The sequence below is a fragment of the Stenotrophomonas maltophilia genome (assembly GCF_002799155.1).
Taxonomy (GTDB): Bacteria; Pseudomonadota; Gammaproteobacteria; order Xanthomonadales; family Xanthomonadaceae; genus Stenotrophomonas; species Stenotrophomonas maltophilia_R.
In genome coordinates this window covers 2,655,625-2,674,678 of the sequence record NZ_NERD01000002.1, presented here as the reverse complement: position 1 = coordinate 2,674,678, position 19,054 = coordinate 2,655,625, and the positions used below count along the sequence as shown (strand labels likewise).

The 19,054-nt window shown below is 68.0% G+C and carries 19 protein-coding genes; 7 read left to right on the top strand and 12 right to left on the bottom strand.

The window, feature by feature from the left end; translation table 11 throughout:
• The first annotated feature begins 163 nt into the window (after positions 1–163).
• Positions 164–499 (top strand): zinc ribbon domain-containing protein YjdM, encoded by a 336-nt coding sequence (locus B9Y82_RS13045; protein ID WP_014038055.1) that lies wholly within the window; start codon positions 164–166, stop codon positions 497–499.
• A 7-nt stretch (positions 500–506) separates the two neighbouring features.
• Here B9Y82_RS13045 and B9Y82_RS13040 read toward each other — a convergent pair whose 3' ends face one another.
• Positions 507–1,658 carry a transglutaminase domain-containing protein gene (locus tag B9Y82_RS13040; protein WP_100473542.1) on the bottom strand — a complete coding sequence of 384 codons (1,152 nt, stop codon included), beginning with the start codon at positions 1,656–1,658 and terminating at the stop codon, positions 507–509.
• A gap of 229 nt (positions 1,659–1,887) precedes the next feature.
• Between B9Y82_RS13040 and B9Y82_RS13035 the strand changes: the two genes are divergently transcribed.
• The 4 genes from B9Y82_RS13035 (at position 1,888) to B9Y82_RS13020 (ending at position 4,763) form a co-directional block, all read left to right on the top strand.
• Entirely contained in the window at positions 1,888–2,490 is a 603-nt protein-coding gene (locus B9Y82_RS13035) for an HD domain-containing protein (RefSeq protein WP_100473541.1), read from the top strand.
• Positions 2,491–2,538: 48 nt separating this feature from the next.
• Positions 2,539–2,712 carry an oxidoreductase-like domain-containing protein gene (locus B9Y82_RS13030; RefSeq protein ID WP_032958663.1) on the top strand — a complete coding sequence of 58 codons (174 nt, stop codon included), beginning with the start codon at positions 2,539–2,541 and terminating at the stop codon, positions 2,710–2,712.
• Positions 2,709–3,326, top strand: a complete 618-nt coding sequence (locus tag B9Y82_RS13025; RefSeq protein WP_100473540.1) for a DUF998 domain-containing protein — start codon at positions 2,709–2,711, stop codon at positions 3,324–3,326. Before B9Y82_RS13030 ends, B9Y82_RS13025 begins: the two co-directional genes overlap by 4 nt.
• Before the next feature lie 78 nt (positions 3,327–3,404).
• Positions 3,405–4,763, top strand: a complete 1,359-nt coding sequence (locus tag B9Y82_RS13020) for a virulence factor family protein (RefSeq protein WP_275539627.1) — start codon at positions 3,405–3,407, stop codon at positions 4,761–4,763.
• Positions 4,764–4,845: 82 nt separating this feature from the next.
• Here B9Y82_RS13020 and mprF read toward each other — a convergent pair whose 3' ends face one another.
• Positions 4,846–7,410, bottom strand: coding sequence for a bifunctional lysylphosphatidylglycerol flippase/synthetase MprF (mprF, locus tag B9Y82_RS13015; protein ID WP_100473538.1), 2,565 nt, complete (start codon positions 7,408–7,410; stop codon positions 4,846–4,848).
• Between the two features lie 193 nt (positions 7,411–7,603).
• On the opposite strand from mprF, the gene B9Y82_RS13010 reads away from it, so the two are divergent.
• Positions 7,604–7,951 carry a RidA family protein gene (locus tag B9Y82_RS13010; protein WP_005418155.1) on the top strand — a complete coding sequence of 116 codons (348 nt, stop codon included), beginning with the start codon at positions 7,604–7,606 and terminating at the stop codon, positions 7,949–7,951.
• A 53-nt stretch (positions 7,952–8,004) separates the two neighbouring features.
• On the opposite strand, the gene rnfB is transcribed toward B9Y82_RS13010, so the two are convergent.
• The 9 genes from rnfB to B9Y82_RS12965 form a co-directional block, all read right to left on the bottom strand.
• Entirely contained in the window at positions 8,005–8,418 is a 414-nt protein-coding gene (gene rnfB / locus B9Y82_RS13005; RefSeq protein WP_100473537.1) for an Rnf electron transport complex subunit RnfB, read from the bottom strand.
• A gap of 25 nt (positions 8,419–8,443) precedes the next feature.
• Complete coding sequence (locus B9Y82_RS13000; protein WP_075677000.1) at positions 8,444–9,034, bottom strand: HAD family hydrolase; 591 nt, start codon at positions 9,032–9,034, stop codon at positions 8,444–8,446.
• 78 nt (positions 9,035–9,112) lie between these two features.
• Positions 9,113–11,194, bottom strand: a complete 2,082-nt coding sequence (metG, locus tag B9Y82_RS12995; protein WP_100473536.1) for a methionine--tRNA ligase — start codon at positions 11,192–11,194, stop codon at positions 9,113–9,115.
• 102 nt (positions 11,195–11,296) lie between these two features.
• Positions 11,297–11,740, bottom strand: a complete 444-nt coding sequence (locus B9Y82_RS12990; protein ID WP_049421044.1) for a DUF2147 domain-containing protein — start codon at positions 11,738–11,740, stop codon at positions 11,297–11,299.
• Between the two features lie 155 nt (positions 11,741–11,895).
• Positions 11,896–12,300: an SMU1112c/YaeR family gloxylase I-like metalloprotein gene (gene gloA2, locus B9Y82_RS12985; RefSeq protein ID WP_100473535.1), complete on the bottom strand. Its 405-nt coding sequence runs from the start codon at positions 12,298–12,300 to the stop codon at positions 11,896–11,898.
• Complete coding sequence (locus tag B9Y82_RS12980) at positions 12,297–13,367, bottom strand: serine hydrolase domain-containing protein (RefSeq protein ID WP_100473534.1); 1,071 nt, start codon at positions 13,365–13,367, stop codon at positions 12,297–12,299. Before B9Y82_RS12980 ends, gloA2 begins: the two co-directional genes overlap by 4 nt.
• 16 nt (positions 13,368–13,383) lie before the next feature.
• Positions 13,384–15,324, bottom strand: coding sequence for a DUF885 domain-containing protein (locus B9Y82_RS12975; protein ID WP_100473533.1), 1,941 nt, complete (start codon positions 15,322–15,324; stop codon positions 13,384–13,386).
• Between the two features lie 94 nt (positions 15,325–15,418).
• The gene (locus B9Y82_RS12970; protein ID WP_100473532.1) at positions 15,419–16,204 is read right to left on the bottom strand and encodes a queuosine precursor transporter; all 786 of its coding nucleotides are present in this window, start codon (positions 16,202–16,204) and stop codon (positions 15,419–15,421) included.
• Positions 16,201–16,884 (bottom strand): DUF502 domain-containing protein, encoded by a 684-nt coding sequence (locus B9Y82_RS12965; RefSeq protein WP_100473531.1) that lies wholly within the window; start codon positions 16,882–16,884, stop codon positions 16,201–16,203. The genes B9Y82_RS12970 and B9Y82_RS12965 overlap by 4 nt, the downstream gene beginning before the upstream one ends.
• Positions 16,885–16,960: 76 nt before the next feature.
• Between B9Y82_RS12965 and B9Y82_RS12960 the strand changes: the two genes are divergently transcribed.
• A complete protein-coding gene (locus B9Y82_RS12960; RefSeq protein WP_100473530.1) occupies positions 16,961–18,277 on the top strand; it encodes a hypothetical protein in 1,317 nt (438 codons plus the stop codon).
• A 298-nt stretch (positions 18,278–18,575) separates the two neighbouring features.
• On the opposite strand, the gene B9Y82_RS12950 is transcribed toward B9Y82_RS12960, so the two are convergent.
• A complete protein-coding gene (locus B9Y82_RS12950) occupies positions 18,576–19,028 on the bottom strand; it encodes a DUF4442 domain-containing protein (protein ID WP_100473529.1) in 453 nt (150 codons plus the stop codon).
• Between the last annotated feature and the right edge of the window lie 26 nt (positions 19,029–19,054).

Here is a 19,054-nt window from a genome sequence, read left to right as displayed (position 1 = left end):
GCACTCTGCTGCAGTTCGCCGCCGACTGCAAGTTCCTGCGGCCACCTGTTCCGGATCCAGGAGGCCGGATCGGGTCAAGCAGGCAGCCGGGCGCTGCCCGGAAAAGGCCAGGGGAGCCGGCGGTTACAATGGCGGCTGTTGATTCACTTTGAGGTACTTGCTGATGTCTTCTGCCCCCGCCTGCCCGCAGTGCACCCTGGAAAACACCTATGCCGATGGCGCGCTGTGGATCTGCGCCGACTGCGGTTTCGAATGGACCGCCGAGGAAGGTGCCGGTTCGACCCTGGTCGTGCGTGACAGCAACGGCAACACCCTGCAGGCCGGTGACACCGTCACCGTGATCAAGGACCTGAAGGTGAAGGGTTCCTCGATCCCGCTCAAGCAGGGCACCGTGATCCGCAACATCCGCCTGGTCGAGGACGATGCCGAGCACATCGAAGGCAACTCGGACAAGATCAAGGGCCTGGTCCTGAAGACCTGTTTCCTCAAGAAGGCCTGACCGGCCTTCAGCGCCTGGCCTGTTGCTGTGCGCGCCAGCGGGCCAGGCTGTCCAGCTTGGCCTGGTAGCGCGCCTGCTGCGGGGCACCGCCCAGTTCCTGCGCGCGCAGCAGTTCACGATCGGCGCGCTTGAGCTGGCCGGCCAGGAAATAGGCCCGCGCCAGCCCGAAGTGAAACTGGTGGGCGGTGTCGTACAGGCGCACGGCCTGCCGGTAATGGCGGATTGCCTGATCCAGTTGGCCGGCGCGTTCGGCCTCGGCGCCGAGCATGTACTGCGCGAACGGATCCTCGCGCTGCACCGACTGCAGCCGCTGCTCCAGCGCCTGCGCCTGCACGACCATGCCCAGCTTTCGGTACAACGCGCTGGCGTTGGTCAGTGCAGCGTCCTGGCGGCCGTCCAGTCGCAGCGCCGTTTCCAGTGCCCGGCGCGCGGCGGCGGTATCGCCCGTACGGTTTTCCAGCACGCCCAGGTTGTTCCAGGTGGCGGCGAAGCTGTTGTCCTGTGCCAGCGCGGCATTGAAGAAGGTACGTGCGCCCAGCAGATCGCCGCTGGCCATGCGTTCGGCGCCGCGGTTGTTGTAGAAGTGTGCCAATGCCCGTGCCTGGCTGATCGGCAGCGGCCCGCGGCGGTCGTACAGCACGTTGCGATCCAGGTCGACGGTGGCGAAGCGGCCGGCGAAGCCGACCCCGGCATTGACGTGGCCGACGCTGTAGACCAGGCCCTGGTCCTGGTCCTGGTACCACGACACCACCTGGCCGACTTCCTGCACGCGCGCCTGGATGCCGGCTTCGCGTGCCAGGGCGACGAACATCAGGGTGAAGGCCAGGCAGTTGGCGCGCCGCTGCTGCCAGATTTCGCTGACGGTGAGGGTCGCGTCGGCGTCGTACTGCAGGTCCAGGCCGTGGCGGTCGAAGATCATCTCCACCAGCGCCTGCAGGCGCTGCTCGCGCGAGTAGCTGCGATTGATCACCTGCGTGCGCAGCATGTCGAGCATCGCCGGTGGAATTGCGGACACCTGCTGCGGCGTCGGCATCGCCGGAATGGCGGTGTTGGCAACGACCAGGGGGGCGGCCGTTCCGGCGCGATCCTGCGCGATCGCGGACGGTGCCGCCCACGCGACCAGTGCGAGCAGAGCGAATCGGGCGGCAGGACAGTACATGACGGCTCCCGGCAACGGCGGGCGCTCCCGCCTGAGGCGAGTGTAGACCTGTGCGCGCACCGCTGCAGCGACCGTTGGTCGGTCCACGCGTTCATCCACAACCGGTGTGGACCAGCGCTCGAAAAAGCTGTGGACAACCGCGATGCGGCTTAGTGCGAAGGGCGTTGTGAGGGGGTGGTGAAAAAAGCGACATCTTGCCCGCCAACGGCGCAGGCGGGATGATCCGGGCATGGACTTTTCCCCGCTGACGCTCGCTCCAGAGCAGTGGCAGGCGCTGCAGGACAGCTATGCAACGCCGCCACGGGCCTACCACCACTTCGGCCACGTGCGCGCGGTGCTGCAGCACTGCCAGGAGGTTGCCGACGGCCCCGGCTGGCAGCAGCCGGCCGAAGTCTACCTGGCGGTGCTCTACCACGACGCGATCTACGTGGCGGGGCGAAAGGACAACGAGGCGCGTTCGGCGCAGCTGGCCCTGCAGGCGATCGCGCAGGCGCCGGAGCTGGCCACGGTGGATGCCGCACGCGTCGAACAGTTGATCCTGCTGACCGCCCGCCATGGCGCGCTGGGACCGGAGGATGTGGATGCCGAGGCGGCGCTGTTCCTGGACTGCGACATGGCGATCCTGGCCGCACCGGAGCCGGTGTTTGCTGCCTATGACCGTGGCGTGGCCGAAGAATACAAGGGCGTGGTGCCGGGCTTCCTGTACCGAGCCGGTCGCCGCCGATTCCTGCAGGGCCTGCTGCGCGCACCGCGGATCTTCCTCAGCGAGTTCTTCCACCAGCGCCTCGACGCCGCCGCCCGTGACAACCTGCGCCGCCAGCTGGGCCGCTGAGCCAGCCCGGTACACTAGGCCCGTTTCCAACGATCGTCGCTTCCAATCGTGTCCGTCCCTGATCCCGATCCCCGCCCGCTGCCACCGGAAGAGCCCGGTCCCAACGAATGCTGTGGCAGCGGTTGCCCATTGTGCGTGCTGGATCTGTATGCCGATGAGCTGCAGCGTTATCGCAAGGCGTTGGCCGAGTGGCAGGCGCGGCACCCGGAGGCGTCCGCATGAGCCGCGCGCGTCCGGCGGCGCTGCTGGCGCTGGCAGCCCTTGTTCTGTTCCTGGCCACCGCGCTGTGGACGCAGTTCGCACGCACCGATCTGGACTGGGTGCGGGCCACGCTCAGCCTCTACCTGCACGGGCCGTGGGGACTGACGTTGCGCGCGGCCTACTGCCTGCTGGCACTGGCGATCGCCCTGCTCGGCATCGCCCTTTATCGCGGCAGCATCGGCCCGCGGCGCAGCGCGGCGGCGCCGCTGCTGTTCACGGTCTCGGCGCTGGGCCTGGCCACGGTCGCCATCGGTGACAGCTGGCTGCCCGACGCAACCCCGCTGCTGGCACCGTTCATCCATGGGCTGGCGGCCAACACCGCGTTCCTGTGCGCCAGCGTCGGCATGCTGCTGCAGGCCTGGTACCTGCGCCGCGAACCGGGTTGGCAGTCTGCCGCCGGCCTGCTCTGGGGCTGGGCCTGGCTGGCCTTCGTGATGCTGTGGCTGCACGTGCTGTGGCGTGGCGGGCCGCCACGCGGGCTGGGACAGAAAGCGGTGATCGTGGTGATCGTAGGTTGGCTGCTGTATCTGGCGCTGGCGCTGTATCGGCGCAGTCGTCGCGCCGCGGCCTGCTGAAAGCCCAATGGCCTGCGCTGGTACGTGCCGTGCACGTGCAGGCAGCGTATCGTGTGCGCATTCCATCGGGGCTGCGATATGAAGCGTGCAGGGCTGGGCAGGGCAATGGGTGTGGTGCTGGCACTGGCCGCACTGCCGGCAACCGCGGCAGCCACCGCGACAGCACCCGCGCAGCAGTTCAGCCACGGGCGGTTCGAACTGATTCCGGTGCATATGCCGGCCGGCACGCCGCAGCGGGTGGTGATCTGGTTCCATGAACCTTCCGCAGGCGGCGATACCAGCCGTCTGCCGATCGAGGCCCTGCGTGCCGATGGCGCGATGGTCGCAGCCGTGGACATCGCGCGCCTGCGCGGGGTGCTCAAGCGTGAAGGCGGCCTGGCCTGTTCGTTCGGCTCCGGCGACGTCGAGAACTTCTCGCGCTGGCTGCAGGCCTTCCTGCACCTGCCGGGCTACCACCTGCCGCTGGTCGGCGGTGATGGTGAAGGTGCCGAAGTGGCCTATTCGCTGGCTGCGCAGGCCGATACCCAGGTATTCGCCGGCCTGCTCACCACCGGCTTCTGCCCGGACCACAACCACGAACGCATGGTCTGCGGCGATGGCGTGAAGCGCAACGCGCTGCACCCCGCCGAACTGAACGTCCCGTGGTTGAGTGCGGCCGGTGATCACGGCTGCAAGGCGGGCGAGGCCGGCCAGTTCGTGCAGCAGGTCGCGATGGCACGCGAGTTCAAGCGCACTGCGCGCGGTGATGCGTCACCAGGCCTGGTGGCTGCGGCACGGGTGATGGGCGCACAGGCCGGCGTCAGCCTGGCACCGCCACCCGCTGCACTGAAGGGCCTGCCGGTGGTGGAAATGCCGGCGACTGGCAGCGGCGATACGCTGGCTGTGTTCGTCTCCGGTGACGGTGGCTGGGCCGGCCTGGACAAGAACGTGGCGTCTTCACTCAACGAGCATGGCGTGGCGGTAGTCGGCATCGATTCGCTGCGCTACTTCTGGAGCGAGCGCACGCCGAAGGGGTTCGCCGCTGACCTGCAGAAGATCATCGACCACTATCGCCGGCAGTGGCACCGCGACAAAGTGATGCTGATCGGTTTCTCGCAGGGCGCCGACGTGCTGCCGGCCACCATCAACCAGCTCGACGCCGGTACCCGCGAGGCGCTGGAGCGCATCGTGCTGCTGTCGGTGGGCAGGAAGGCCGACTTCGAATTCCATGTCAGCAACTGGCTGGGCGGTGGCGGCGACGGCGTGCCGATCGCGCCGGAAGTGGCCAGGCTGCCGGCGGAGAAAACGCTGTGCGTGTACGGCGACAAGGATGAGGACGCACTGTGCCCGGACCTGCCGGCCAATGACGGCGTGAGGAAGGTGAAGCTGCCGGGCGATCACCATTTCGGTGGTGACTACGACCGCTTGGCCGAAGTGATCCTCAAGGGCGGGGCGTAAACCGGAGCGCGTGCGAACCCACGGTTCGCACCCACCGGAACGCGCCGCGGTAGCGTCGAGCTGGGCCCGGCGGACCGCGGCGTCAATTCCGCCGTGGATCCAGCGAGATCAGGCGCGTGGCATCGAGCAGCGCCGCTGGCAGGTGCATGCCACCGGGTGCGGCCAGGTAACGCGGCCGCCACTGCGGATCGAACTTCGACTTGAAACGGCGCAGGCCACTGAACCCGTAGAAGCGTTCGCCATGCCTCGCCAACAGGCCGGCCAGGCGGTTCCAGCGGCCGGCCAGGCGATGCTGTGCCAGCCCGGACAATGGCGCCATGCCCAGCGAGAAGCGGGCATAGCCCTGCGCGCGGCCCCACAGGAACAGTTCGATGAAGAGGAAGTCCATCGTGCCCTTCGGCGCCTCGTTGACGTGGCGCATCAGGTCCACCGACAGCTCGGCTCCGGCCGGCGCCTGCCACAGGTTGGCGAATGCCACGATCTGGCCTTCGGCTTCGACCAGCGCTACCGGGAAGCGCGCCAGGTAATCCGGGTCGTAGCTGCCGAGCGAGAAGCCCTTTTCGTCGCCGGCCTTGTCTTCCAGCCAGGCGTTGGAGATCGCGTGCAGGCGTGGCAGCAGGCTGGGGATTTCTTCCACCTGTGCCACGCGGAACGACAGGCCGCTGCGCTTGCCACGGTTCCAGGCCTGGCGCAGGTCGGCACGTTCGCGGCCTTCCAGGCCGAAGTCGTGCAGGGGCACCATCGCTTCTTCGCCCAGCTTGACCAGCCCCAGGCCGAGGTCGAGATAGGTCTGCCAATAGGCCTCGCCGACCTGGTAGAACACCGGGCGCAGGCCGAGCCGGTCGGCTTCCTCGCGGAAGCGCCAGATCAGCGCGCGCGCCACGTCAGGCGGACCCACCGGATCGCCCATCGCGATCAGCGAACCGCCGTAGCGTTGCATCATCACGAAGCCCTGCTTCGCATCATCACGCAGCACCGCCTTGTCAGCGGTCAGTACCAGGCAGGCCTGGGTATCGGTGGCACCGGCCAGTACCGGCGCCAGCGATTGCAGCGTGGCCTCGTCAGCGGCTGGCAGCGGGCTGCGCGTACTGTGCAGCAGCCGCGCCAGGCCGAACATCACCAGCGCGATCGCCACCACCAGCAACGCACGCAGCGCGCGTGGCGCGTTGCCGGACAGCGCGAACTGCCACCACAGCTCGTTCTGGTATTCGACATGGCTGTAGGTGAAGAACAGCAACCAGGTCACCGCTACCAGCACCAGGCCAAGGTTGCGCAGCCACGGCCATGACCAGGCCTCATCCAGCAGCGCGCCCTGGCGGTAGAACTCGCGCCGGGCGGCCCACAGCGCCGTTGCCACCAGCAGTGCGGACACCGCGATCAACAGTTGGCCGCCACGCAGCCACAGCGGCAGCGGGGTGACCACGCACACTGCCATTGCCAGCATCCACGCTGCGTGGCTGCGCCGTGCCAGGCCCTGGCCGATCAGCAGCAGCGCAACGCCACTGAGGCTGCCGATCAGGTGCGAGGTTTCCAGGATCGGCAGCGAGGCATTCACCAGGTGACGGCGTGGCGTCGGCAGCGTGCCATCGATGACCAGCGCCGCGCCGATGCTGAACACCGCCAGCGCGATGATCTGCGGCAGCCACGGGCGAAGTGCGTTCCAGCCGGCACGGGTCGCTCCGGCACTGGCCTGCAGCGGTTGCCGCAGGGTGGGCGCGAGGGCGAGCAGAGTGGCCAGCACGAGCGGCAGTACGTAGTAGGTGACGCGGTAGATCAGTGCTGCCGCCAGCACCGCCGCAGGTGCCACCTGTGGCAACAGCTTCAGCAGGCTCCATTCGAACACGCCCAGGCCGGCCGGCACGGTCGAGACCAGGCCGGCCAGCACCGCCACCAGGTACAGGCCGACGAAGCCGGGCAGGCCGGTCGGCGTGGAGTCCGGCAGCAGCACGTAGAAGGCGGCACTGGCCAGCACCAGCTCGATCACGCTGAGCACGGTGACGCCGATCATGGTGCGGCGGTCGGGCAGCCACAATGCATGGCCGAACACGCTGAACTGCCGTCCCTCGCGGCCGACCAGCAGCACGGTGGCGAGGTAGGCGAGCAGGGCGACGACGCCGACGATGCGCACGGCATCGGGATTCAACGGCAATGCCAATGCCGCCGCCGCCGGTTCCATGCACAGCGCCACGCTGATCAGCAGCCACGCACCGAACACGAATCCGAGCGTGCTCATCAGCACCACCTGGCCGATCTGCGCCAGGTCCAGACCGGCGCTGCGGTAGCCGCGCAGGCGCACCGCGCCACCGGTCAATGCCGCAAAGCCCACGGTCTGGCCCAGCGTATGCGCAAGGAAGGCGGTGATGCCGATGCGCGCCGGATGCACGCGGATGCCGCTGCGGCGCAGGCCGATGGCATCGAAGCCGATCAGGCAGGCGTAGCTGGCCAGGCCGAGTGCGACGGTGAGCGCGATCTGGGCGCCACTGAGCTGGCGGAACGCCTGGCGGATGGCTCGGTAGCCGTGCTCATCGAATTCACTGGCCAGGCCATGCAGGGCCAGCGAGAGGATCAGCAGGGGAACGACGATGGTGAGCAGCCGCTTCCATGCCGGGGTGGAGGAAGCGGTGGCGGGCGTGGTGGCTGGAGTCATCGGCGCAAGGGTGCGTCAGGAGGGGCGAGTGCGATGTCAACGCGGGGCGTGGCGCATCGTGCGCCTGTCGCCGTCATTTGACCAGCCGGCGTGTCGGAGCCCGGTAGTGACGTTGCGCGAAGCGTCCCCCTGCACCCACCGTTGACCGGTTTGGAGGACAATGCAGGCCTGATCAACCGCAGGAGCCACGCCCATGATGGAGCGTTACGACGTCGGACCGCGCATGTCCGAAATGACCGTGTACAACAAGGTCGCCTACCTCTCCGGCCAGATTCCGGAAGACACCAGCCAGGACATCACCGGGCAGACCCGGCAGGTGCTGGCGGAGATCGACAAGCTGCTGGCGCTGGTCGCCAGTGATCGCCAGCACGTGCTGCGCGCGGAAGTGTTCCTGGCCGACATCGCCGACTTCGACGGCATGAACAAGGCATGGGACGAATGGGTGGTCGAGGGCGCGACTCCGGCCCGCGCAACGTTCGAAGCCAAGCTGGCCCACGCCGAGTGGAAGGTCGAGATCGTGGTGACGGCAGCGGTGCCGTAATCATTGAACGGGGTCAGATCCCTTTTCCGAAGGAAAAGGGATCTGACCCCCTGTTACAGGCGCACCAGCTCGATGCAGTCCACCGGGCACGGTGGAATGCACAGCTCGCAGCCGGTGCACAGGTCGGCAATGACCGTGTGCATGTACTTGGCACCGCCGACGATGGCGTCCACCGGGCAGGCCTGGATGCACTTGGTGCAGCCGATGCAGTCGGCTTCCACGATCAACGCGACCTGCGGTGCCTTGTGTTCGCCACGCGAGCGGTCGTAGGGAACGGCCGGCACGCCCAGCACCTGCGCCAATGCGCGCGCACCGGCATCGCCGCCCGGCGGGCAGTGGTCCACGCCGGCCTCGCCGCGTGCCATGGCCTGCGCATATGGGCGGCAGCCGTCGTAGCCGCATTGCCCGCATTGGGTCTGCGGCAGCAGGCGGTCGAGGCGTTCGGTCAGGGGCGGGATCAGGCTCATGCGTGGCGAAGGCTGCGCGTCGGGGTTACTTCAGGGGTTTGCCGCGGAACCAGCGCTCGTGAGCCAGCGCCAGCATCGGCTTGTCTTCGGAACTGTCACCGTAGGCATGGATGCGCACGTAGCGCGACAGATCGAACTGGCGACGGATGTGCTCGACCTTGCGCGGACCACAGTCGCCACCGGCATAGCGACCGGTCAGGCGGCCGTCCTGGCTCTCCAGCCGGTTGCAGATCAACTGCAGGCCCAGCTGTTCGCACCATGGCCGCAGGTACAGGTCCAGCGAGCCGGACACGATCACCACGGTGTGCTGCTGTTCCTTGTGCCAGCGGATCTGCTCCAGCATTTCCGGACGCACCACCTCGGGCAGGAACTCACGCGAGAAGCCGGCCGCCAGCGTGGTGATGTCATCGCTGTGGCGGTCGCTGAAGGTCAGGCGGGTGACGCGTGCACGGATGCGTTCGGCCGAGATCAGTTTCAGCTTGTACGCGGCCAGCCACGGGCCGACCTTCCACCACGCCTGCGCCAGCTGTTCGGCGGTGGCCACGCGGCGCAGGAAACGGCCATAGGTATCGCAGGTGGTCACGGTGTGGTCGAAGTCGAACAGCGCCAGTTCCATTCCGTTGCTTCCCATCGCGTTGCCTCCGGTGGCCGGTGCTGCCGGCGGGCGCGGCGGTGGCCACGCCCGCTGCAGGCATCAGCGCACCGGCATGCCCGGCTGTGCGCCGCTGTCGGCGTCCAGCAGCGCCAGTGCGCCGCCGTCGAAACCGGCCGACAGGATCATGCCTTCGCTCAGGCCGAAGCGCATCTTGCGCGGAGCCAGGTTGGCGATGAACACCACGCTGCGGCCGACCAGCGTTTCCGGCTCGCCGTAGCTGCCGCGGATGCCGGAGAAGATCTGGCGCTTGCCCAGTTCGCCGGCGTCCAGTTCGAAGCGCAGCAGCTTGTCCGAACCTTCCACGAACTCGCACACCAGCACCTTGCCGATGCGCAGGTCGAGCTTGGCGAAATCGTCGATGCCGATGTAGGCCGAAGCATCGGCGCTCTTTGCGTCGTCCTTGGCCGGTGCCGGTGCGGCCGGCTTGGCCGCTTCGGTCTTGGCGGCGGGGGCGGCAGCGGCGGCCGGCTGCAGGGTGTCCTTGGAGGCGTCGATCATGGCGTCAATCTTCTTCGGGTCGATACGGGTGAACAGCGGGGTGTAGTCGGTGATGCGGTGGCCCAGCAGCGGCTGCACCAGGTCGGTCCAGTCGTTGGCCGGCGCGGCGAGGAAGGCCTCGGCCTGCGCGGCGGTGGCCGGCAGCACCGGCTTCAGTGCGGTGACCAGCACGCGGAACAGGTTCAGGCCCTGGCTGCACACGGCCTGCAGTTGCGCGTCGGCGCCTTCCTGCTTGGCGATGACCCACGGCTTGACGTCGTCGATGTAGCGGTTGGCTTCGTCGGCCAGGGTCATGGTCAGGCGGATCGCCGCGGCCGGGTCGTTGCGTTCGTAGGCTTCACGGATCGGCGCCAGGCCATCGACGAAGCGCTGATACTGCGCCGCATCGGGCAGCTGCGCGGCCAGCAGGCCGTCGAAGCGCTTGCTGATGAAGCCGGCGCAGCGGCTGGCCAGATTGACGAACTTGCCGACCAGATCGGCGTTGACGCGGGCGATGAAGTCACCCAGGTTCAGGTCGAGATCGTCGACGCCGCCGCCAGACTTGGCGGCGTAGTAATAGCGCAGCGCTTCCGGCTCCAGGCCGGCATCGAGGAAGGTACGGGCCATCACGAAGGTGCCGCGCGACTTGCTCATCTTGGCGCCATCCACGGTCAGGTAGCCGTTGACGTGCAGGCGGGTCGGCGCGCGGTGGCCGGTACCGTGCAGCACCGCCGGCCAGAACAGGCCGTGGAAGTTGACGATGTCCTTGCCGATGAAGTGGTGCAGCTCGGTGGCGGTGCCGGCGCGCAGGTGCGCTTCGAAATCTTCGCCGAGCTTGCCGCACAGGGTCTGGAAGCTGGACAGGTAGCCGATCGGCGCATCCAGCCAGACGTAGAAGTACTTGCCCGGCTGGCCGGGAATCTGGAAACCGAAGTACGGTGCGTCGCGCGAGATGTCCCACGCGCGCAGGCCACCTTCGGCATTGAGCCACTCACCCAGCTTGGCCTTCACGCCCGGCAGGGCGACATCGCCGGCCAGCCATTCGCGCAGGAACGCATCGAAGTGGCCCACCTCGAAGAAGAAGTGCTCCGAATCGCGCAGTTCCGGCGTGGCACCGGAGATGACCGAACGCGGCTCCTTCAGGTCGGTCGGCGCATAGGTGGCGCCGCAGACTTCGCAGTTGTCGCCGTACTGGTCGGGGCTGCCGCAGTTCGGGCAGATGCCCTTGACGTAGCGGTCGGGCAGGAACATGCCCTTGGCCGGGTCGTAGAACTGCGCCACAGAACGGCGGCTGATGTGGCCGGCCGCTTCCAGCTTCAGGTAGAACTGCTCGGTCAGCGCCTTGTTGGCCGCCGAGTTGGTCGAGTCGTAATGGTCGAAGGCCACGCCGAAGGCGGCGAAGTCACGTTCGTGGCTGGCCTGGATGTTGGCGATGAAGGTTTCCGGGGTGACCCCGGCCTTTTCCGCGGCCAGCATGATCGGCGTGCCGTGGGTGTCGTCGGCACAGACGAACCAGGCCTTGCCGCCGCTCATTCGCCGCGCACGCACCCAGATGTCGGCCTGGATGTAGCCGACCAGGTGGCCCAGATGCAGCGGGCCGTTGGCGTAGGGCAGGGCGGTGGTGACGAGCGCGGTACGGGTCATGGTCGCGGGGTGAAGCCGAGGGGAACCGCAGAGTATCGCATGCCCGCAACGAGGTGACCCGGCCGGGGCCGGGTCACGGGGATGAAGCGGGGGCCGGGGCGCTTACTCGCGCTGCCAGGTCTGCGCGCGGCAGATGAAGGCAATGCAGCCGGACACGTCCAGCTTGGTGCCGCCGGGCTGCAGTTCCATCTTCGACTTGTAGGTCTTGCCGTTGGCCGGGTCGAGGATGGTGCCGCCGGACCACTTGTTGGTGCCGTCGGCCTTCAGGTTCCAGAGGATGGTCATGCCCTTCACGGGCTTGTTCCTGTTGGCGCCTTCACAGCCGTCGCAGACCGGGTTCGGGCCCTTGTCCGAGTGCAGGATGTCGACCACTTTGCCGGTCAGCGTGCCGTTGGCGGCCTGGGTGATCTCGACGATCGACTTCACCTTGCCGGTCTTGTCGTCGATGGTCTTCCAGCGGCCGGCGGCGCCGTCGGCGGCCTGGGCCGACAGGGCGGCCAGGCACAGCGGCAGTGCCAGCAGCAGGGTCTTGAAGGTGTTGCGCATGGTCCCCTCCCAGGGTTCATTCCGGCACGGTGCCGGTACGGGTCGACTGTATACCCATTCGGCTGGGTATGGGGAAGGGGGGCTTTGCAGGGCTGCGCCCTGCACCTGCAGAGGCAACAGCAACGGCAGCGGCGGGATTCCGTGGGAATGCGGGGTCAACCGACCTCGTACAGCTCCAGCGGCAGGTCGTCGGGGTCGGCGAAGAAGGTGAAGCGGCGGCCGGTGTACTCGTCCACGCGGATCGGTTCGCACACCACGCCATGCGCGGCCAGGCGCTGGATGAATGGCTCCAGCGTGGCCACCCGGAACGCGAGGTGACGCAGGCCCTGGGCTTCCGGGCGGCTGGGACGGGGCGGGGGGGAAGGGAAGGAGAACAGTTCCAGCTGGCTGCCGTCCGGAAGGGCCAGGTCCAGTTTCCAGGAGGCGCGCGCGCTGCGGTGGTTCTCGGCCAGCACGCGCAGGCCGAGGATGCGCACGTAGAAGTCTTTTGAACGTGCGTAGTCGCTGCAGATCAGTGCAGCGTGGTGAATGCCCAGCAGGGCGTCGGCATCGCGGGTCATTGCAGGGTGTCCAGCCAGCGCTGGGCGATCTTCAGCGCCAGCGGATAGGGTTCGGGGTCGTTGCGGTTGGTCAGCACGATCACGGTCAGGTGCTTCTCCGGATGGCGCACGATCACGTTGCGGAAGCCGATGCTCTCGCCGCTGTGCCATTGCACCGGGCCATTCAGGCGCCAGCCGAAGCCGTAGTGCGGCACGTCCGGTTCGGGTGTTGCCGTGGCCGGGCTGAACATCGCGCGGCGCGAGGCCTTCGACAGCAGGCGGTCGTCGTACAGCGCCGCATCCCAGCGGGCCAGGTCGTCCAGCGAGGAATAGATGCCGCCATCGCCGAGCACGGCGCTGGTGGTGCTCTGGTCGGTGCGTTGCCAGCGGCCATCGATCCAGCTGTAGCCATAGGCGCGTGCGGCGATGGTATCGACGCCGTCCTGGTGGGCCACGGTGTGGGCCATGCCCAGCGGGCGGAAGATGCGCTGCTGCAGGAAGGCTGCGAAGTCCTGCCCGGAGGCGCGACCGACGATCAGTGCCAGCAGGGCATAGCCGCTGTTGCTGTAGCGGTACTGCGTGCCGGGGGCGAAGTTCAGCCGGTCCTGGCGCGACAGCAGGGTCAGCACATCGGCGTCGTGCACCTGGCGGCTGTTGGCCGGGTCCATCAGGTCTTCGTAATCGAGCAGGCCACTGGTGTGCGAGAGCAGCTGGCGGATGGTGATGCCGGCGCCAGCCGGAGGCAGTTCGGGCAGCCAGTGCCGGGCAGGTTGATCCAGCCCGAGCCGGCCATCCTCCACCAGCAGCAACACCGCCGCAGCGGTGAACTGCTTGCTGACCGAGGCCAGCCGGAAGTTGCTGGCCGCGGTGACCGCGGTGCCGTCTTCCACCACCGCCAGGCCGTAGCCGCGGCGGAACACCGGTTTCCCGTCATGCAGCACCAGAACGGCGGCGCCGGGCACCTGGCCGTCGTAGGCCCGCATCAGGCCGTCGATGCCCGCATCCGGTGGGGTCAGCACCGGTGCGGCAGAGGTGGCCAGCGGCAGCAGGCCCAGCACGACGGCAAACAAGGCGGCGGCAGGGCGCATGGCGGCTCCGTAAGGGTCAGGGTGACGGCGCGGGCGAGGCGCTGGCCGGCTGCGCCATCCAGCGTTCCATCTTGCGGTCCAGCACGTCCAGCGGCATCGAGCCGTCCTTCAGCAGTTCGGCGTGGAAGCGGCGCAGGTCGAAGGCAGCGCCCTGGCGTGCCTTGGCCTTGTCGCGCAGGGCCACGATGGTGGTCAGGCCGGCCACGTTGGACAGCGCCTGGCCGGGCTGGGCCATGATCCGCTCGACTTCCGCGTTGGCGTCGTCGCTGCTCATATCCACGGTTTTCTGCAGGTAGGTGACGGCCTGCTGCTTGCTCCAGCCCTGGGCGTTCACGCCGGTATCGGCCACCACGCGGGCGGCGCGCAGCAGGCGCGAGTACAGGTAGCCGATGCGGTCGTAGGGATCGGTGTAGATGCCCAGGTCTTCGCCCAGCGTTTCGGCGTACAGGCCCCAGCCTTCGACGAAGGCGAGATCGCCACCGAGGCGGCGGAAGCGCGGCAGCTTGGCCAGCTCCTGCTGCAGGCCCAGCTGCACGTGGTGGCCGGGGATCGCTTCATGCAGGTACTGCACCGGCACGTTCCAGCGCTTGCGGCTGGGCAGGTCGCGGGTGTTCACGTACAGCACGCCCGGTTGCCCGGCCGCCGACGGCTGATAGGCCGCTGCGGCGGCGGTCAGCGCACGCTCCGGTTCCACTGCGCGCACGTCCAGCGTCGACTTGGGCAGCGTGTCGAGCACCTGCGGCAGGCGTGCGTTGACCTGCTGCTGCACCTGGCGGTAGCGATTGAGCAGCGCGTTGGCATCGCCGTACTGGAACTGGCGGTCATTGCGCATGCTGCGCAGCAGCTTGGTGGGCGTGCCGCGCAGCTTGGCATCCTTCATCACCGTGGCGATCTGGGCCTGCAGTTCCTGCACGCGTTGTTCGCCCAGCGCGTGCAGCTGCGCGGCGCTCTGGTCGCTGGCGGTGGTCTGCACGATCAGGTTGGCGTACCAGGCCTGGCCATCGGGCAGCGCGCCCAGGCCGCTGCTGGCGCGCGTGGCGGGCAGGTATTCGGTGGCAATGAAGCCGCGCAGGGCGCGGTAGGCCGGCATGATGCGCAGTTCGATCATGCGCTTGTACTCGGCGCTGATGCGCGCCTTGTCCTCGGCCGCGATGGTAGTGGGCATGGTGCGGATCGGTGACCAGAAGATGCTCTCCTCGGCGGTCGGCTTGATCACTGCATCCAGCTGCGGCAGCACTTTTTCCATCAGGTCGCGCGGCTGTACCACGCCGGCCTTCATGCCCTGGCGCATGTTGTCGATGGCCTGGTCGAACAGCCCGGGAATGCCCAGCGAACGGCGCGACCAGGTGTCGTAGTCCTGCACGGTGTTGAACGGCTGGGCGCCGGCACCGGCACCGAGAATCGCCATGATGCTGCCGATGTTGTAGTACTGGCTGATCGGCATCATCCAACTGGGGTAGCGCTCGGCGGCCAGCGAGGCGCGTGCGTCGCGCACGAAGATCTCGTAGCTGAGCAGGTCCTGGCCCTGCAGGCCATCGCTGCCGAGTTTCTCGACCTTGCCCAGCCACTCTGTGGTGAAGTCGTGCGACTGCTGGCGCCAGGCGGCGGACAGGATGTTGGGCAGCTGGTCGTTGTAGCGGGCCTCGCCCTGGAAAGTGGCCTGCAGCGGATTCAACCGCATCGAGGCATCCCAGTATTCGTCATACAGGCGCTCCAGCTGCACCTGCTTGGGTACGGCACGGGCCGGTGCGACCGGACGCGGGGTGGCGCGTCGCGCCGAGCTGCCACGCGCCGGCGCGGTGGCGCGGGCGGGCCGGGCCTTGGGCTTGGCGGCCTGACGGGTCTGCGCGGCGGCGGGGCGGCTGGCCTTCTTCTTCGCGGCCTCGGCCGACGGCACGGCACTGAACAGGAACAACGCGGCAATGGCGACGGCCAGGGCGCGGGTGGGATGCGGCATCAGGGGCTTCCGTGGAACACAGACCGTGGAGCTTGCACGATCCGGCCGCCTACGGCCAGCGTGAAGGCGCAGTCAGCTTGCCGTCGCTGGGGCTTCAGTCAGCCGCGGCGGCGGCGCGCAACGCGGCGGCCCTGTCTGCGCCGAGATAGCGGGTGATCGCACGTCGCATCAGGTACAGCAGCGGAATCAATGCGATCGCAAAACCCATCTTGTAGATGTAGTTCACGCTGCTGACGGCCAGGAACAGCGAGGTCGGCCAGTGCTGCGGGCCGAGCACGAAGGCGATCCAGATCACCACGAAACTGTCCACCACCTGCGAGACCGCGGTAGAGCCGGTCGCGCGCAGCCACACGTGGCGTTCGCCGGTGGCCTGGCGGATGCGATGGAACACCGCTACGTCGATCAGCTGGCCGAGCAGGAAGGCCACCAGCGAACCGGCGATGGTCCACATGCCCTGGCCGAACACCGCTGCGAATGCGGCCTGGTAGTCGGGCACGCCGTGACCGTTCATCGAGGTGACCCACCAGCTGGCCGGCGCCAGCGAAATGGCGGCGAAGGCGAACAGGAAGCCATAACCGATCAGCACCACGGCCAGCCACGAGATGAAGCGCACGCCACGCTTGCCGAAGAACTCGTTGATGGTGTCGGTCATGATGAACACCACCGGCCACAGCAGGGTGCCGGCGGTGAAGCTGAGCGAACCGGTCTGGCCGAACAGGTTCCAGTTCAGCGGATCGATGCCGAGGGTGTCTTCCAGGGCGAAGATCTTCACCCCGATCAGTTCGGCCAGTACCGCATTGCCGCAGAAGAACGCGGCCAGCACGATGAACAGCAGGACCGCGCGGTCCTGCAACGGGCGCTCGATCGGCGCCGCAGTCATTCGGCGCGATCGCCGGCGCGGGTGAACGGTACGCTGGCGGGTGCCACGGCGCCGCCGGAAATGATGAAGCTCATGGCCTGGTCGACGGTCCAGTCGGTCGGGGTCAGCAGCTCGACCGGCACGATTTCCAGGTAGCCCGACGTCGGGTTCGGTGTGGTCGGCACGTATACGGCGGCCAGTTCACGGTCGGTGCCGTGTTCCTTGATCACGCGGGTGACCAGCCCGACCGACTTCATGTCGCGGTGCGGAAAGTCGATCAGCACCACGCGCTGGGTGCTGCCCGGCTCGGTCTGCAGCATGTCCAGCAGTTTCTTGGCGCTGTCGTAGATGATGCTGGCCAGCGGAATGCGCTTGATGACCGCGCCGACCCAGCGCAGCAGGCGCTGGCCCAGCACGCGGCGGCTGGCGACGCCTACCGCCAAGATCACCAGCAGGGTGGCCAGCAGGGCGATGGTGTTCTGGATCCACTCGGCACGGACCCAGCCGAGGTAATGCGGGAAGCTGGTCGCGATCTGCTCGGAGAGCGGCACCACCAACGGGCTGGAAATGCCCGACAGCAGCACGAACACGAACTTGACCACGACCCAGGTCAGCCAGATCGGCAGCAGGGTGAGCAGGCCGGTCAGGAACAGGCGCTGCAGGGAGGGGCGGGGGACCAGGGCGGGGGCTTCGAGCGACATGGGCGCATTGTAGCGGTCGCGGCCGGTCGATTACGCTGGGGAAACGACTGCGGTAACGGCACATGGAAGGGAAGCTGTGTTGAAGATTCTGCGCGGACTGGGCTGGATTCTGGCAGGCCTGTTGCTGCTGGCCATGGTGGTGTGGTGCGCCTCGCGCATGTGGCCGGTGCCGGACGCGTGGCTGCAGGCCCAGCAGCGCTTGCAGGCCCGCCTGCCTGCCCACGGCCACAACGGCTTTGCGCTGCTGTGGACACTCGCGTTCGACGATCTCGATGCGCGCCAGCGCGAACAGGCGTTGGCCCGCGATGTGCAGCGTTGGGAGGCGGACCCGCGCGGCAGTGGCGGCGCCGGCCCGCAGCTGGCGGAGGACCACGACGAGCTGCGATCACGGCCGGCGGCCAGTTGCGGACCGACCGCCAGCGACTGCCTGGGCCAGGTGCGCGCCGATCCGCAGCGCTTCATCGATGCCCATGCTGGCCACCAGCAGCTGCATGCGCGACTGGACCAGCTGGCCGATGCGGACCACTTCGTGTCGCCGTTCCGGCCCACGGGCGATGGCATCCTGGTGCCGATGCCAACGTACGGCCTGTTGCTCGATGCCACCAGCGCACGCGCGCTGGCCTATGTGCAGGGCGATGTCGACGGTGCGCTGCGTGGCAGTTGCCGGGGGCTGCAGCTGGGCCGCAGGCTGGTGACGGGCGGCAGCTACCTGGTGGAGAGCATCATCGGTGCCAGCCTGGTGCAGGCCAACGCCCAGCTGCTGGCCGACATGCTGGTTGAACTGCCGGCCGACCATTCGTTGCCAGCGGAATGCGAGCAAGCGATGCAGCCGATGTTGGCTGCCGAACAGAGCCTGTGCCGGGCGATGCAGGGTGAGTACGCGATGAGCCGGGTCGCGATCGAAACCTCGGCGCAGGAATTCGGCGGTGTGCTGGTGCTGGATCGCCGCAGCACCCTGGCACGCGCGGCGGGCAATCTGGGTTGGGCCTGCGACGCGGCGGCCATGGTGGCGCTGGAAGCGGATCGCCCGTTGCCGGTGCCAGCGCCGCCGCCGCATGACTTCGGCTGCCTGTCGAACATCATGGGATGCGTGCTGACCGATATCGCCGGCCCGGTCTATCCCGCCTATTCGTCACGGACCCAGGATGCCGCCGCGATGGTACGGCTGATCGGCGCGCAGCGCTGGCTGCGGCAGCAGGCGGAGGACCCGGTGGCGGCGCTGCCGCGCCTGCCTGCGCAATTCCGCTCCCCGGTGCGGGCACCGCAGTTGTCGGCCGATGGCCGCCGCCTGCAGGTGCCGCGGCGGTCACCGTCGCGTAGCAGCGAAGAGAGCCCATGGCTGTCGGTGCCGCTGGTGATGGAGAACGCCCCGGCTAGCGCTGCGCGCGACTGAGCAGCGGCTGCCAGCGGAAGGTGAAGGCGGTCGCGCCCATTGACCAGCGTCCCGCGCTGGCGAATGAAAACAGCGTATTTCCAGGGGGCTGCGTTGGATGCTGACGCCGCCATCTTCGAGCGGGCCGCTCATTACCGGATTGTCCCGGCGCGGTATCAGCCGCTGGTCCTGCACTGCCAGCGCATGCCCGGACGGGCGTGCGTGGGCTCGGAGGGCAGAGTGCCCAGCAGTGTGGCAAGCGGATTCGGGCGCATCGCAGCCTCCATGGCAGGAGGGAGGATAGCGCCCGCGTGCTGGATCAGCGTGCGTGCGGCTTCAATCGCAGGTAGACCTGCTTGCGTACCTGGGCGACCACGTCGCCGCTTTCGTCGACGACATCGTTGCTGAACCAGCGCAGCACCTTTTCGCCGCCAGCCGCTTCGGCACGCAGTTCATCCAGCAATGCATCGTCGATGCGGAACGAGGTGCGCACCGTGCCCCGCCCAGGCTTGAGGAAATCGATCGCACCGGCGCGGTCCCACACATAGTAGTCACGGCCGAGGAAGTGCAGCAGGCCAAGCATCCAGAACGGATCGGTCATCGCGAACAGGCTGCCGCCGAAATGCGTACCCACGTAATTGCGGTTCCAGGGCCGCAGCCGAAGCTCCACGTCGATCTGCCGGTAATCGGGCGTGATCCGGGTGACGTGGATGCCGGTGAACAGGAACGGCGGCCAGAGGTTGATGCCGAAACGGAACAGGCGGGCGTTCATGCGGGTCAGGGGCGCGAGGCGAGGTG